This is a genomic window from Aliiroseovarius crassostreae, assembly GCF_049803815.1.
GTDB classification, from domain to species: Bacteria; Pseudomonadota; Alphaproteobacteria; order Rhodobacterales; family Rhodobacteraceae; genus Aliiroseovarius; species Aliiroseovarius crassostreae_A.
The window spans coordinates 12401-26828 of record NZ_JBNAGI010000003.1 but is presented as its reverse complement, the minus strand read 5'-3'; the positions used below and the strand labels follow the sequence as shown (position 1 = coordinate 26828).

Here is a 14428-nt window from a genome sequence, read left to right as displayed (position 1 = left end):
TGTTAAAAGGCTGGATGTGAGTATTCAGCCGAAAAGCCTCTTTTTCTTGCCAAAATTACAACCTAAAACTGTTCCCAGTCTTAGAGCAAGTAAGTATTCCGAGAAATGCCCGAAGAAGCACCCACCGTCACTCTGCCCACTTTGTATATCTTCTTGGATGAAGGAGGAAATTTTGACTTTTCTGCAAAGGGCTCCAAGTACTTCACCCTCACTTGCGTGAGTATGTTCCGTCCGTTCAAACTTCATACTGAACTGGACACCTACAAATATGACCTCATTGAGCATCGAATAAAGCCGCGTATTGAAATGGAGTATTTCCATTGCGCTGATGACAACAGGTATGTTCGAGGCAAAGTGTTTTCCATGCTTTCAATGGCGGTGTTGCCGCAATCTGTTGATGCAGTTGTAGTTGAAAAACGAAAAACAGGGCCAGCTTTACAGGTGCCGGAAAAATTCTATCCTAAGATGCTGGGTTACCTTCTGCGATATGCCGTCGAGCAGGCGCTGCATGCAGTAGGTGAGGTTGTTGTTATAACCGATAGCCTGCCAATGGCGAAAAAGCGAAAGAGCATTGAAAAAGCGGTCAAAACAGTATTGGCAGGAATGCTCCCGGCAGGGGTTCCCTATCGAGTGGTGCACCATTCGTCGCGTGCACACTATGGTCTGCAAGTCGCCGACTATTTCAATTGGGCAATTTATCGAAAATGGGAACAAGGTGACGACAAGTCCCATAAAGTTATTTCATCGCAGATACGAAGTGAATTCGATATCTTCAGAACCGGAGTTCGCTACTACTATTAGGAAGTTGACCCCTCCGACTACCTCGCGGAGAACCCCTTGGGTTCTTATCATCGGAGGGGGACCTTTAGGGAAAATATAGCGATTTGATTATGAATATCAAGTTACATAGCTGTGCGATCTATGTGAACTAGCTTCATTCACGCGCAAAACTGAATAAATTGCCGGTGGCAATTCAATCTACAGGCGTTGATCCTTCAGAAGTCGTGGGACGGATATCCCCTTAAATCTGCCGCCCCTGCAACAACCTCGGCAGATCCCCGGTCAACCCTGCCGCCTCGCGGATGAAGCCGCGGCGCAATCCGGGGAAGGCGTTGACGACGCCAAGGCCGATGTCGCGGGTGGCGCGCAGGATGGGGTTGTCGTTGGAAAAGAGCCGGTTGGTCAGCTCGGTCGCGCCGACCATCTGCATCACGTCCCAGCGGCGCCACGCCTGATAGCGTTCCAGCACGTCAATCCGACCAATATCTTCGCCGCGCCGTTTGGCCAGCGCCAGCACCTCGGCCAATGTCGCCACATCCTTCAGCCCCGCGTTCAACCCCTGCCCGGCAATCGGGTGCATCCCATGCGCGGCGTCGCCCACCAGAGCCAGCCGGACAGAGACGAACGCCTCGGCCACGGTCAGGTTCAAGGGATAGGTAAAGCGTTTTCCGGCAAGGCCAATCTCGCCCAGAAATGACCCAAAGCGCGGGCGCAGCTCGTCCAGATATCCCGCGTCATCCAGCCCCTGAATGCGCGCGGCTTCCTCGTGACTTTCGGTCCAGACGATTGAACTTTGGTTGCCCGGCAGCGGCAGGATCGCCAAGGGGCCGGGGGGCATAAAGAATTGATGCGCCGCGCCATTGTGCGGCAGCGCGTGATCCACCGCGCAGACCAATGAGGTCTGCCCGTAATCATGGCCCCAGCGCGTGATCCCGGCGCGCTCCCCTGTCCCGGACTTGCGCCCGTCACAGCCCACCACAATCTGCCCGGTCAGCGTCTTGCCCGACCCAAGCGTCAGGGTCACGGATGCAGGCCCCACCTCTTGCGCCACCACGGTCTCCTGATCAATCAGGGTCACCTTGGGATGGGCCTCTACCGCCTCCAGAAAAGCGCGCGACAGAAAGCGATCCTCGACCATATACCCCATCGGGCCTTCGTCGATTTCAGCGTGGTCAAATTCCAGCACAAACGGGCCGGGGCCTTCGCCCGCGCGGCCGTCGGAAATGCGGATATCCAAAAGCGGCTGGGCATGGGGCGCCACTTTGGGCCAGACACCAATCGCGGTCAAAAGGCGTTGCGAGGCCAGCGCCAATGCATAGCCCCGCCCGTCAAAATCATCGGCACCTCGCGCGCCTTTCGGCATCGCGTCGACGATGGTCACGTCAAACCCGCAATCCGCCAGCGCCAGCCCCAGCGCCGGGCCGTTCAGCCCGCCACCCACGATCAGAATATCAGCATCCAGTTTCATGCGCCCTTTGTCGCCCGAACAGCAGGGATTGTCCATGTGCGATCCTGCCGCTACCGTCCTTCACGACGGTCAAGGAGGTGACGATGAGCAAGGCGTGGTTGAAGATGAGTGTGGGCGATCTGGGGCGTGCCATCGGGGCGGGGCAGATCGACCCGGTGGAATTGGCCGTGACCTATTTCGACGCCATTCGCACCCACCCCTTTGCTGACCGGATCTATGCCCGCCTGACCGAAAACCGCGCCATGGCCGAGGCCGAAGACGCCCGCGCCCGCGCCAAGGCGGGCCACCGCCGGGGGCTGGTTGATGGGGTGCCCGTGTCGTGGAAAGACCTGTTTGACACGGCGGGCGTGGCCACGGAAAGCGGGTCCGCGTTTTTAAAGGGCCGCGTCCCGACCGAAGACGCGCAAGTCCTGAAAAACGCCACCGCGCAGGGGCTGGTCTGCCTTGGCAAAACCCATATGAGCGAGCTTGCCTTCTCGGGCCTTGGCCTCAACCCGATCACCGAAACCTCGCCATGTGTGAACGATCATGACGCGGTGTCGGGTGGGTCATCTTCTGGCGCGGCGACCTCGGTGGCGTTTGATCTGGCCCCTTGCGGCATCGGGTCAGACACCGGCGGATCGGTGCGCATCCCGTCGGCCTGGAACGATCTGGTCGGGTTGAAAACCACCTCTGGCCGCCTATCATTGAAAGGGGTTGTGCCGCTGGTGAAGAGCTTTGACACGGTTGGTCCGCTCTGCCGCACGGTCGAAGACGCCGCCCTGATGCTGGCCGCTTTGGAAGGCGGCACGCCCGCAGACTTGCGCGGGGCCACCCTGCGCGGCACGAAGCTATTGGTTTTGGAAAACGGACTGGACAATGCCCGCAATGAGCCGCGCGCGGGCTTTGAAAGCGCCATTGGCCGGTTGATGGACAATGGCGCCGAAGTGACCCGCGCCCATCTGCCCGTGGTGGAAGAGGCGCTGGCGTTGTCCGGCGTTCTGTTCACGACTGAGGCCTATGCGACGTGGAAGGACGAAATCGACGCGAAACCCGACCTGATGTTCCCCGAGATCCGCGACCGTTTTCTGGCCGGGGCCAGGTTTTCAGGCGTCGATTTCATCCGGGCATGGCAGGCGCTGGAAAAGATGCGGGCGGAGTTTCGCGCCCAGACCGCAGGGTTTGACGCCGTGGTCCTGCCCACCTCCACCATCATGCCGCCCAATATGCAGCGCCTGCTGACGGAGAGTGACTATTACGTCGAAGAAAACCTCTGGGCGCTCAGAAACACCCGCATCGGCAACCTGATGGGATCCAGCGGTCTGACCCTGCCCACCGGCCTGCCCTCGACCGGCATCATGTTCCTGGGGGAACCGATGGCGGAGGAGCGTCTGTTGCGGCTGGGGGCAGCGGCGGAGGCGGCGTTGGGGTAGGGCTTTATGGCTTGATAAGCCCATGCGAACCAACACGTCTTGTAACGCAATGCCGTTCATTGCATCGCGCAGATGCGGTATTGTTAATACTTATAGCTCAGTCAAACGCACATTTTGCTTTCGGACCGCCACAAGAACTTCCTTTTCGCCAGCGTCGAACTTGAAAAGAAAAGTTGGCGGGGAGTGCAGTCCGCTTCCGAACTGTTTTTCGCGCGGGTCAATCTCGTCAAGCTTTGCGATTGTTTCAAATGCCGCCTTTGCCTTATCAGGCTCATCAAAAAACATGACCTCTTCATCAACCCAAGTATAGGCTAACAGTTTGACATTTGAACTATTAGTATATTCAAAGACTTTCTCCAAAGCGAGCAAAGCAGCTCCATTGGCATCGGTAAATCCATTTCTTGGAATTAGAGATATAAGGCTGGTGGCCACACGCTTCCAAGCTAACGCAGACTTCTCAATACGTTCGCCCATGAAGAAAACCGCTACGATTGCAGAAAATGGTACAACGCTGCTCAAGACCTCATAAGCAACCGCTGGCCAATCAGCACCTGCTCCAAAGTCGATCTCATAGGCTGAGGCGTATTGATTGCGGTCGAAGTTGAGTAATTTGAGACCCACCGTGTCCTCGAACAGCTCTGAGTCGTAGTCCAAAGAAGTATCGAAAACGATAATTGAGTTTTCCGAGAAAATTTCTTGACCGTATCTGTCTTTTATCATGACCGCAGATTACAGAATGTCGCCCTTGGATCAAGAAAATTGAATGGTTAAAAATCCCGCTGCGCCACCTCTCCCAACCACACCCCACTGACCAAAAAACCACACCCCGCCTTTGCAACGCACGAAAATACCGGGGTTTTTCTGGACCACGGCAATTTTGCGGCCTATTGTGGATAAAAACGGGGCGCAATGATCCCGATTTCTGAGGCAGCAAAAAGACGTTCATGATGACGTTTCCCGAGCGGTATTCCGGCTTACCGGCCTATGCTTTTCCGCGTTTGCGCGCGCTTCTGGATCATCTTGATCCGGGGGATGATGCCGTGCATATGACCATCGGCGAGCCAAAACATGCCTTCCCCGACTGGGTGATGGACATCATCCAGACACATGCACAGGAATTTGGCCGCTACCCGGTGAACGAGGGCACGCCAGAGCTTCTGTCGGCAATCTCCGGCTTTCTGAAACGCCGCTATAATGTGGATATGCCCGCGGCGCAGATCATGGCGTTGAACGGCACCCGCGAAGGGCTGCACAACGCGCTTTTGGCGCTCTGCCCCGAGGAAACCAGCCGTGGCCAGCAGCCCATCGTGCTGACGCCAAATCCGTTTTATCAGGTCTATGCCGTGGCCGCCCGCACCATTGGGGCAGAGCCGATGTTTGTGCATGCCACCGAGGCCACCGGGCATTTGCCCGATTACACCAGCCTGTCGGCCGATGTGCTGAACCGGGTCGAAGTGGCCTATATCTGTTCGCCTGCCAACCCGCAGGGCGCGGTGGCGGACCGTGATTACTGGGCCAATCTGATCCAGTTGGCGGAAAAGTTCGATTTCAAGATTTTTGCCGATGAATGCTACTCCGAGATCTACCGCGACACGCCACCTGTCGGTGCGCTTGAGGTCGCGCAAGAAGGCGGCGCGGACCCCGAACGGGTGACGATTTTCCATTCGCTGTCAAAGCGCTCCAATCTTCCGGGGTTGCGGTCAGGCTTTGTGGCAACCGGCCCCGAAAGCATCAGCCGCATTCGTCGCTTGCGCAATTACGCGGGGTCCCCGATCCCAATGCCGCTACAGCGCGTGTCAGAGCGCGCCTGGGCGGATGACGCGCATGTGGCCGAGAACCGCGCGCTCTATCAGGAAAAATACAAGATCGCGGATGAGGTGTTTGCCGACGTCCGGGGTTACATGTCGCCCGAGGCAGGGTTCTTCCTGTGGTTGCCGGTTGAGGATGGCGAAACGGCGGCAGTGAAACTGTGGCAGGAGACCGGCGTGCGGGTGCTGCCCGGCGCGTATCTGTCGCGCGACGTAGATGGTTTTAACCCCGGCAAGGGGTATATCCGGGCCGCCATGGTGGCCCCAAAACAAGAAATGCAGCGCGGGCTGATCAAGCTTCGCGACTGTCTCTATACATGAGGTAGGCGGAATGGCGTTTCAGACGAAACAACGGGATCCGATTTTTGACAGTGGCACCCAGGCGGTGATCGAAAAACGCGGCAAGGAACTGATCGGCATTGCGCTGATGGTGGCTGGCGTGATCGTGGCATTGATCCTGGGCAGCTACTCGCCCGAAGATCCCGGCTGGATGTCCGCCACCGATGCGCCTGCGAAAAATGCACTGGGCTGGTTTGGGGCCTTCGTCGCCTCGCCGCTGTCGGTGATTTCCGGTTATGGCGCCTGGGCGCTGCCGCTTATCCTGGTGACATGGGGCGTGCGCTTTGCCTTCCATATGGGGGGCGAACGGGCCGTGTCGCGCGTGATCTTTGCCCCGATTGCCGTGGCGATGGCCGCGATTTACGCGTCCACGTTGGTGCCCGGCGCGGCCTGGACCCACAGTTTTGGTCTTGGCGGCCTCTTTGGCGACACCGTGCTGGGGGCCTTCCTGGCCGCTTTGCCGTTTGGCACCGGATTTGGCCTGAAACTGATGTCCCTGCTGTCCGCTGGCGCAACTTTGATTGTGCTGGGATACGCGCTGGGCCTGAACGTGACGGAATTGATGCGGATCGGAAAGTTCCTGCTGTTTGGCATGGTCATGACCTATGCCGCGGTCATGTCGCTTCTGGGGCGTGGCGCCAAAGGCGCGGCCAAAGGAGCCGCCATCGGGGCCAGCGCAACGGCCAAAGGGATCTATGCCCACCACCTGTCGCGCCGGCAAGCCAGGAAAGAGGCACGCCGCCGTGCCGCGGATGAGGTCGAGGCAGATGAGGCCCTGATCGACGACGAAGATTTCGCCGCCCCGCCGCCGCTGCGCGCCGCCAAGATCATGCGCCCCGACCACCTGCCCAACCACATGGCAGAACCCCCGATGACCGCGGCCGATGCCGTGCATGCGCCACATGATCCCGACGTGCTGATGGCCGCTGCCGCCCCCGCGCCTGCGCCCAAACCGGGCCTGTTGGCCTCGCTGATGCGCCGCGCCCAACCTCAGCCCGAACCGGAACTGGTCGAACAGCCCGCTTTCGAGGGCGAGATCCCCGAAGGGCTGGGCGGTGAAGATCGCATCAAGGCCAAGGTCGCCAACGCGCTGAAAAATCGCGCCCGCACCGCGCCCGTGCCCCATGCCCCCGGCGTTTTGCGTGACGAACCGCCCCTGGAACGCGCCGTGGCCCGCCACCGCCGCTCGCCCGATCCGATGATCCTTGATACCGCGCCGCGCGCACCCATGGCCGAAATGGTCGACGCGCCGTTGGAAGGGGAAATGATGGACGCGCCGCAGGCCGAGGCCCCCGTGCCTGCCGACACCCCCGTGGCCGACTGGCGTACCGACCGTGTGGCGGACACTGTTCAAGACGCAGCCCCGCAAGACGATGATCTTGTTGTGGAAAACCTGATGGAGGCCCCCGCCGAAACCCCCCGCGTCTATACCCCGGCGCAGGCGGGCTTCTCCACGCCCACCAAAAAAGTGGTGCAGCACAAGGAACGCAAACCGGTCCAGCCGTCCACTCGGGCCAAGGCCGAAGCGCAACCCAGCCTGAAATTCGACGACAACCGCCCCGCGTTCGAACTGCCCCCGCTGGGCCTTTTGACCGACCCGGTGACCATCGACCGCCACCACCTGTCGGACGAGGCGCTGGAAGAAAACGCGCGGATGCTGGAAACCGTGCTGGATGACTATGGCATCAAGGGTGAAATCGTATCCGTCCGCCCCGGTCCCGTGGTCACCATGTATGAACTCGAACCCGCGCCGGGCCTGAAGGCCAGCCGCGTGATCGGCCTTGCTGACGACATCGCGCGCTCCATGTCTGCGCTCTCTGCTCGCGTCTCAACCGTGCCGGGCCGTAGCGTGATTGGCATCGAACTTCCCAATGACAACCGTGAAAAAGTGGTGCTGCGCGAAATCCTCTCGACCCGTGATTTTGGCGACGCAAACATGCGCCTGCCGCTGGCGCTGGGCAAGGATATCGGCGGTGATCCCATTGTCGCAAACCTTGCCAAAATGCCCCACCTGCTGATCGCAGGCACCACCGGGTCCGGTAAATCCGTGGCGATCAACACGATGATCCTGTCGCTCTTGTATCGCCTGCCGCCCGAGGAATGCCGGATGATCATGATCGACCCGAAGATGCTGGAACTGTCCGTTTATGACGGCATCCCGCACCTTCTGTCCCCCGTTGTGACCGACCCTAAAAAGGCGGTTGTTGCGCTGAAATGGGTGGTGGGCGAGATGGAAGACCGCTATCGCAAAATGTCCAAAATGGGCGTGCGCAATATCGAAGGGTATAATGGCCGGGTGGCCGACACGCTCGCGAAAGGCGAGATGTTTGAACGCACTGTTCAGACCGGCTTTGACGACGACACCGGCGAACCGATCTTTGAAACCGAAGAATTCGCGCCCGAAAAGATCCCCTATATCGTGGTGATCGTCGACGAGATGGCCGACCTGATGATGGTCGCTGGCAAGGAAATTGAGGCCTGCATCCAACGCCTTGCCCAAATGGCGCGGGCGTCGGGCATCCACCTGATCATGGCCACGCAGCGCCCGTCGGTGGATGTGATCACCGGCACGATCAAGGCCAACTTCCCCACCCGGATTTCCTTCCAGGTGACGTCGAAAATCGACAGCCGCACCATCCTTGGCGAACAGGGCGCGGAACAGCTTTTGGGTATGGGCGACATGCTTTACATGGCGGGCGGTGCGCGTATCACCCGTGTGCATGGGCCGTTCTGTTCGGATGAAGAGGTCGAGGAAATCGTCAATTACCTGAAATCCTATGGCCCGCCCGAATATATCGGCGGCGTTGTGGATGGCCCGGCGGATGACAAGGCCGACAATATCGATGCGGTGCTTGGCCTGAACACCGGTGGTAATACGGGTGGCGAAGACGCGCTGTACGATCAGGCGGTGGCGATTGTGATCAAGGATCGCAAATGCTCGACCTCCTACATCCAGCGCAAACTGGGCATCGGTTACAACAAGGCCGCGCGCCTGGTCGAGCAGATGGAGGACGAAGGTCTGGTCTCTGCCTCGAACCATGTGGGCAAACGCGAGATTTTGATCCCGGAGCAGCAGTAACGGATCGTTCAAAAACAACTAAAAATTAATCTAAAGCACCGAGCGTAGGGGGCGACAAAGACCCCCGCGACTCGCGTCGCGCATCCCTGAGGCAATAGAATGATACAAAGACGTTACACCAACGATCGCATGAGCAAGATCGTCAAACACAAAGGGGTGGTTTACCTCTGCGGCCAGGTCGGAAATCGCGGCGACAGCGTGGCCGATCAGACCCGCGAATGCCTGTCCCGCATTGAGGCGCTGTTGGAAGAGGCCGGGTCCTCGACCAAACAGATGTTGCAAGCGATCATCTGGCTGGATGATATGAAAGATTTCGACGAGATGAACGCCGTCTGGGACAATTGGGTGCCCAAGGGCCATGCGCCCGCCCGCGCCTGTGGTTCAGCCCATCTTGCCAGTCCCGAGCTGAAGGTCGAGATCATCATCACCGCCGCCTACGACGAGTGAGTATTGCGCCGCGGTGTCCCAAAGCTGCGGCGCAAAACGTTAAACTTTTGGAATTTCGCCCTTAAAAAGTTTAAACTTTCCCCATTGAGACCCCAAAAACTTTAAAGTTTCACGGTGCTGGTGCCAAATTCTGGCCGGATCAAGAATTCCCCGTGCTGACACATCATGACACGCGCATGATATCGCCTATCACGCAGGGTCCGGGGTTAAATCTCCCTGTGAAACGGGGCAGACTGGTTTCCGTGAAAAAAGGTAGGAAGTATGAACGCTTTTCGTATGATGATTGCCGCCGCCGGGCTGATGCTCAGCGCTGCACCGGCCCTGGCCGAGAAACTTTCGCTGAATGAAATATCTCGCTATCTCAATGGGTTGAAGACTGCGACGGCGCAGTTCACCCAGTTAAACGATGATGGGTCCATTTCCACGGGCACCATCTATATCAAACGTCCGGGGCGTGCGCGGTTCGAATACAACCCGCCGCAGGATGCATTGGTGGTGGTAGGGGGATCACAGGTGGCGATCTTTGACGGCAAGTCCAATTCCGGTCCCACCCAATACCCGCTGAAGCGCACCCCGCTTTCGGTGATCCTTGCGAAAAATGTCAATCTTTCCAAGGCCAAAATGGTCACCGGCCATGGCTATGATGGCACCGCCACGACCGTCACCGCACAAGATCCGGCCAACCCGGAATATGGGAACATCAAGATGATGTTCACCGCCAATCCGACCGAGCTGCGCCAATGGGTGATTACAGACAATGCCGGGTCGCAGACCACGGTGATTCTGGGGGAGCTCAAGAAAGGGGGGTCGCTTGGGTCTTCGCTGTTCTCGATCCATTTGGAATCGAAAAAACGCATTAGAAACTGATGCTTAGAAGGTTCTGGCCTGCCACCTGACAGGCCAGACATCCTCTGTTATCTGCGGCAACTTGCAAGTTGTACGCGGTATCGCTGTGACCGTTCTTCCACATTCCCAGCCACGCGCATCAACCAGGTTTTGCTGCGATAGCTCCCGCGCAAATACCCGGTCCGCCCTTCGTGGTAAGCAAGATACTGCCCGCGCGCATCAGACAGCGGAAGCCCTGTCACCTCGCGCGTTTCATTCATATACCAGCCCATGAAATCAGTCGCATCCCGGATGTCCGTGCGCTTCGCCCCGCGCCCACCTTCGGCGCGCTGATACTCTTTCCAGGTTGCATCCAACGCCTGCGCATACCCATAAGCCGAGCTTTGCCGGCCCATCGGCAACACGCCCAGAACATATTTCACAGGGGTGCGCGCATCTTGCACGAACTTGCTTTCCTGGTGAATGATCGCCATCTGAACATGCACCGGAACCCCCCATTTTCGTTGGGTTTTTTTCATTGCCCGGTGATATTTGGGCTTTTGTTTAATAATACTGCACGCGTTGTCCAGGTTGCGCGGCGCCTTGGATCCGCCGCCGCACGCGGCGACAAACCCGACAATCAGGCCACCCAGAACTACGGTGCGAAGAAACCTGCTCATGTGCCTCTCTCGCAATTATTTGTTGTTGTTTGCCCCATGATACACGGATTGGAGCCCCTTGAAAATGGGGAAGGGATCACATTTCAACAGCGCCTTCACCAGGGCTGAAGACCGAGATGCCGCAAAGACTGGCGACAATTTGTTTCCCATAAAAACTGCCCGGTTCCATGGACGCCCCGCGCTGAACACGGTAGTAACTAGGTTAAGGGGCTACGACATGTTGAAGACACACGCGAAATATCACCTGGGGCAAATTGTGCGACATCGAAAGCATCCGTTTCGCGGGGTGGTTTTTGATGTGGATGCGATGTTTTCCAACACCGAGGAATGGTATGACGCCATTCCCGAAGACAGCCGCCCGCACAAGGATCAGCCGTTTTACCATCTGCTCGCCGAAAACGATCAGAGCTATTACGTGGCCTATGTGTCCGAACAAAACCTGATCGCCGATTATTCCGGTGAACCGGTCAGCCACCCGGATTTGCCCGACCTGTTTGGCGATTTTGAAGACGGACAATACCCCCTGCATTTCCAAATGAACTGAGGCCCAGTCCGGATTGGCAGGGTGGGTAAAATCGTAATAGTTCGATTCTCGCGTTGCGAGACAAAGCTGAGTCACGAATTGATTTCGAAACGCCTGCAACATCAATAGGTTTCGGGCGTTTCGCCGCATTATTCTGTCTCTACAGTAAGTCGAAACGCATTAGTAACCCAAGGCACATCCGTCTTTTCGGTGATCGGATGCACCCATCAGGATGCCGCGATCATGGTCGATGCGAATGGCTTGCGCGCCGCCCAGCGGGCTTTCTGGTGTCTCAATCACATGGCCCATTTCGCGCAACCGCTCCGCGACCGGATCGCCGTATCCGCGCTCCAGCCGTAACACCCCAGCTTCTGCAAAGGCGCGGGGCGCGTCGATCGCGGCCTGAATATCCATGCCGTAGTCCACAAGGTTGGTCAGAAACCGCGCGTGGCCCGTGGGTTGATAGCTCCCTCCCATGACACCGAAGGGCAAAATCACCTTGCCGCGCTCGCGAATCATTCCCGGAATGATCGTATGCATCGGGCGTTTCCCGCCGCCAGCTTCGTTCGGATGGCCTTGTGTCAGGTTAAAGCCCGCGCCACGGTTCTGAAAAAGTATGCCAAATTTATTCGACGCCAACCCGGCCCCGAAGGCGTGAAAGATCGAATAAATGAGCGAGACCGACATCCGGTCGCGATCAACAACGGTCAGATAAACCGTATCCTTATGAACCGCTTCACTGACCTGGTTCGGGTGCTTCATCGCGCGTGTCGGGTGGATCAGAGAGGCGAGCTCTTCGGCCGTGGCGGGGGACAGCATGTGTTCCAATCGGGTTGCATGATCCGGGTCGGCAAGAAACCGATTGCGCGCGTCATATGCCAATTTGGCCACTTCTGCTTCAATATGCACCCGCGCGGCGCCTAATGGGCAAAGGTCCGGAAGGTTGAAACATTCCAGCATCTTAGCCATCAGGATGGCCGTGGCACCCTGGCCATTCGGCGGGTGCTCGACCAGCTCAATACCCTTATAATGCCCTGAAATCGGGGTGGTGTAGAAGCTTTCCGTGAGGGCGAAGTCCTTCATCTGATGGGATCCGCCCAAGGCTTGCAGACTATCGACCATATCCTGCGCCACCTCACCCAGGTAAAATGCATCCCGTCCGTGCTTTGCAATCCGGCGCAAGACCTCGGCCTGTTTCGGCGCACGAAACAGATCCCCTGGCTTAGGGGCGCGTCCGGATTGCAAGTAATAGCCTCGTGCGACCCCGGTCAGGATATTTTCCTTGGCGGCATTTTCCCAATCGGCGACAACACGCGGCGCAACGGGCACTCCGTCTTCGGCATATCGAATGGCGGGAGCCAAACATTCGGAGAGTGGCAGGCGGCCCCAGTCTTCTGACAAACGGCAAAAGGCGTCAACTGCTCCGGGGATCGTCACGGAATTTGCGTCGTGAAGGGGCATGGTGACATGTCCGCTGGCACGAAGCTGGTTCGGATCCAGGGCTCCCGCGGACTTGCCGGAACCGTTCAGGGCGATGATATCATCACTGCCAGACGGGGACAGAAGCACAAAACAATCACCACCGAGTCCGGTCATATGCGGTTCGCAAATTCCCAGCAGGACGGCCGCAGCAATGGCTGCGTCAACAGCGTTTCCCCCGGATTTCAGGATTTCAATGGCTGTTTGAGAGGCCAGAGGGTGCGAGCATGCACAGATTGCGTTTGTCGCAAGAACCGGTGACCGCCCAGGGAGGTGAAAGTCGCGCAATTATCTGATCCAACATCTATTTCTGATGGGCTGGACCCAGATTAGGTCAACTTGCGTGGCAGGACAATGATGCAAGAAAAGCTGGAAACCCCGGTGCCACGAACTGGGTGGGGGCTGTGATTTGCAGCACCGGGGCAAGCTTTACGCTATGGTTTCAGCATGGCGGTTCAATTTGACGGGATAAGGGAGGAAATGCGGCAATTCAGAGGCGTTTGCCGCAGTGCTTTACTCCGAAAGTTGTGGATGTGATGAGATATCCTGAAGGACCGATGAGCTTAGGGGGACCGCTTGCGCAACCCGCGGCGCGCGCCACGGGGCGGGGATCGACGGATTACTGGGTGGTTTTGATCGGCAATGAAAATGTCAGGCGGTTTTGATTGTCCTGTCGCTTGTATTGCAAATCGTCTGTCAGCTCCCGGATCATGTTCCACCCAAATCCACCTTCAGGCAAATCCTCTTGGCAGGTGTCCAGATCATGCGCTGCCCCTGGTGGCAATTGATCGCCGGGCATGGCGCGACCGTCGTCTATGATTTGCACCCAAAGCTGATCGTCTTGTTTGCGCATCTTTACCTCGATCACGCCAAGGGCGTTTTCGCCATAGGCATGTTCAACGACGTTGTTCAGCGCTTCGGCTATGACGATTTCAGCAATTGAGAGAGTTTCGTCAGATAGCTGCAGATGGTGCAACCCGCCCATCAGCGATTTTAAAGCCTTGCGGACGGCAAAACTTTCGCTGGGAAAGACAAGGTTTATTCCAGAATGCTGTTGCAACATCGACATATTATGTAGATCACGAGCATGCCCCATGAACGGCATTCGCTCAAGAAGCACTTGCAAGGCCGCCACCCAAGGCGGAGTTCATGTCTTTGTGAATCATGAACACGGAATCCATACGTGTCAGACGAAACACTTTTGCGACGGTGGGTGACAGGCAGGCAAGTTCAAGACTGGTTCCATCCGCGACCTGTTTCAGAGCGGCCACCACTGCGCCAAGGCCGCTGGAATCGATGAAATCGACGCGAGTCATATCCACGACAACACGTTTGGGCCCTGAATCGGTCAGCTCGCGCATATTATCTTTGAAATCGATTGCGATGGCCGCATCGATGCGCGTTTCCTCCACCGTAATGACGCGGATATTGTTCGTGTCTTCATAGTTCAGTTGCACGGGTACTCTCCTTGCGAAAGGGCTTCAACTCTTGGAATCCCCGCTGTTTGGTGCATGGAATGCGTTGTTACGGCGGGTCACTTTCGAATGAGACTAGACGTGGATCGTTACCATTCGGTAAGCGAATGGGA

General features: G+C 57.6%; 13 protein-coding genes. 7 read left to right on the top strand and 6 right to left on the bottom strand.

What is annotated here, in order from left to right:
• Positions 1-105 precede the first annotated feature (105 nt).
• A complete protein-coding gene (locus tag ACP15V_RS09365) occupies positions 106-801 on the top strand; it encodes a DUF3800 domain-containing protein (protein WP_424943424.1) in 696 nt (231 codons plus the stop codon).
• A 220-nt stretch (positions 802-1021) separates the two neighbouring features.
• Here the strand turns inward: ACP15V_RS09365 and ACP15V_RS09360 are convergent, their stop codons facing one another.
• Complete coding sequence (locus tag ACP15V_RS09360; RefSeq protein WP_424943423.1) at positions 1022-2284, bottom strand: FAD-dependent monooxygenase; 1263 nt, start codon at positions 2282-2284, stop codon at positions 1022-1024.
• A gap of 47 nt (positions 2285-2331) precedes the next feature.
• Between ACP15V_RS09360 and ACP15V_RS09355 the strand changes: the two genes are divergently transcribed.
• Positions 2332-3660, top strand: a complete 1329-nt coding sequence (locus ACP15V_RS09355; protein WP_424943422.1) for an amidase — start codon at positions 2332-2334, stop codon at positions 3658-3660.
• 90 nt (positions 3661-3750) lie between these two features.
• Here the strand turns inward: ACP15V_RS09355 and ACP15V_RS09350 are convergent, their stop codons facing one another.
• On the bottom strand, positions 3751-4380 hold the full coding sequence (locus tag ACP15V_RS09350; RefSeq protein ID WP_424943421.1) for a hypothetical protein: 630 nt from the start codon (positions 4378-4380) through the stop codon (positions 3751-3753).
• A 227-nt stretch (positions 4381-4607) separates the two neighbouring features.
• Between ACP15V_RS09350 and ACP15V_RS09345 the strand changes: the two genes are divergently transcribed.
• From ACP15V_RS09345 to ACP15V_RS09330, 4 genes are all read left to right on the top strand, one after another.
• Positions 4608-5789 carry an aminotransferase class I/II-fold pyridoxal phosphate-dependent enzyme gene (locus ACP15V_RS09345; protein ID WP_424943841.1) on the top strand — a complete coding sequence of 394 codons (1182 nt, stop codon included), beginning with the start codon at positions 4608-4610 and terminating at the stop codon, positions 5787-5789.
• 10 nt (positions 5790-5799) lie between these two features.
• A complete protein-coding gene (locus tag ACP15V_RS09340) occupies positions 5800-8886 on the top strand; it encodes a DNA translocase FtsK (RefSeq protein WP_424943420.1) in 3087 nt (1028 codons plus the stop codon).
• A 99-nt stretch (positions 8887-8985) separates the two neighbouring features.
• Positions 8986-9333 carry a RidA family protein gene (locus tag ACP15V_RS09335; RefSeq protein WP_424943419.1) on the top strand — a complete coding sequence of 116 codons (348 nt, stop codon included), beginning with the start codon at positions 8986-8988 and terminating at the stop codon, positions 9331-9333.
• 261 nt (positions 9334-9594) lie between these two features.
• The gene (locus ACP15V_RS09330; protein WP_424943418.1) at positions 9595-10200 is read left to right on the top strand and encodes a LolA family protein; all 606 of its coding nucleotides are present in this window, start codon (positions 9595-9597) and stop codon (positions 10198-10200) included.
• Positions 10201-10247: 47 nt separating this feature from the next.
• Here ACP15V_RS09330 and ACP15V_RS09325 read toward each other — a convergent pair whose 3' ends face one another.
• Positions 10248-10838, bottom strand: coding sequence for a transglycosylase SLT domain-containing protein (locus ACP15V_RS09325; RefSeq protein ID WP_424943417.1), 591 nt, complete (start codon positions 10836-10838; stop codon positions 10248-10250).
• Positions 10839-11055: 217 nt separating this feature from the next.
• Between ACP15V_RS09325 and hspQ the strand changes: the two genes are divergently transcribed.
• Positions 11056-11382, top strand: coding sequence for a heat shock protein HspQ (gene hspQ, locus ACP15V_RS09320; protein WP_424943416.1), 327 nt, complete (start codon positions 11056-11058; stop codon positions 11380-11382).
• 159 nt (positions 11383-11541) lie between these two features.
• On the opposite strand, the gene ACP15V_RS09315 is transcribed toward hspQ, so the two are convergent.
• From ACP15V_RS09315 to ACP15V_RS09305, 3 genes are all read right to left on the bottom strand, one after another.
• On the bottom strand, positions 11542-13128 hold the full coding sequence (locus tag ACP15V_RS09315) for a gamma-glutamyltransferase family protein (RefSeq protein WP_424943415.1): 1587 nt from the start codon (positions 13126-13128) through the stop codon (positions 11542-11544).
• Between the two features lie 331 nt (positions 13129-13459).
• The gene (locus ACP15V_RS09310) at positions 13460-13960 is read right to left on the bottom strand and encodes an ATP-binding protein (protein WP_424943840.1); all 501 of its coding nucleotides are present in this window, start codon (positions 13958-13960) and stop codon (positions 13460-13462) included.
• On the bottom strand, positions 13950-14297 hold the full coding sequence (locus tag ACP15V_RS09305; RefSeq protein ID WP_424943414.1) for an STAS domain-containing protein: 348 nt from the start codon (positions 14295-14297) through the stop codon (positions 13950-13952). The genes ACP15V_RS09310 and ACP15V_RS09305 overlap by 11 nt, the downstream gene beginning before the upstream one ends.
• Between the last annotated feature and the right edge of the window lie 131 nt (positions 14298-14428).

Excerpts from the sequence above, each read along its gene's own strand:
- ACP15V_RS09360 (WP_424943423.1), bottom strand. The coding sequence starts at position 2,284 with ATGGACAATCCCTGCTGTTCGGGCGACAAAGGGCGCATGAAACTGGAT.
- ACP15V_RS09350 (WP_424943421.1), bottom strand. The coding sequence starts at position 4,380 with ATGATAAAAGACAGATACGGTCAAGAAATTTTCTCGGAAAACTCAATT.
- ACP15V_RS09340 (WP_424943420.1), top strand. The coding sequence starts at position 5,800 with ATGGCGTTTCAGACGAAACAACGGGATCCGATTTTTGACAGTGGCACC.
- ACP15V_RS09335 (WP_424943419.1), top strand. The coding sequence starts at position 8,986 with ATGATACAAAGACGTTACACCAACGATCGCATGAGCAAGATCGTCAAA.
- ACP15V_RS09345 (WP_424943841.1), top strand. The coding sequence starts at position 4,608 with ATGACGTTTCCCGAGCGGTATTCCGGCTTACCGGCCTATGCTTTTCCG.
- ACP15V_RS09330 (WP_424943418.1), top strand. The coding sequence starts at position 9,595 with ATGAACGCTTTTCGTATGATGATTGCCGCCGCCGGGCTGATGCTCAGC.
- ACP15V_RS09365 (WP_424943424.1), top strand. The coding sequence starts at position 106 with ATGCCCGAAGAAGCACCCACCGTCACTCTGCCCACTTTGTATATCTTC.
- ACP15V_RS09355 (WP_424943422.1), top strand. The coding sequence starts at position 2,332 with ATGAGCAAGGCGTGGTTGAAGATGAGTGTGGGCGATCTGGGGCGTGCC.
- ACP15V_RS09325 (WP_424943417.1), bottom strand. The coding sequence starts at position 10,838 with ATGAGCAGGTTTCTTCGCACCGTAGTTCTGGGTGGCCTGATTGTCGGG.
- hspQ (WP_424943416.1), top strand. The coding sequence starts at position 11,056 with ATGTTGAAGACACACGCGAAATATCACCTGGGGCAAATTGTGCGACAT.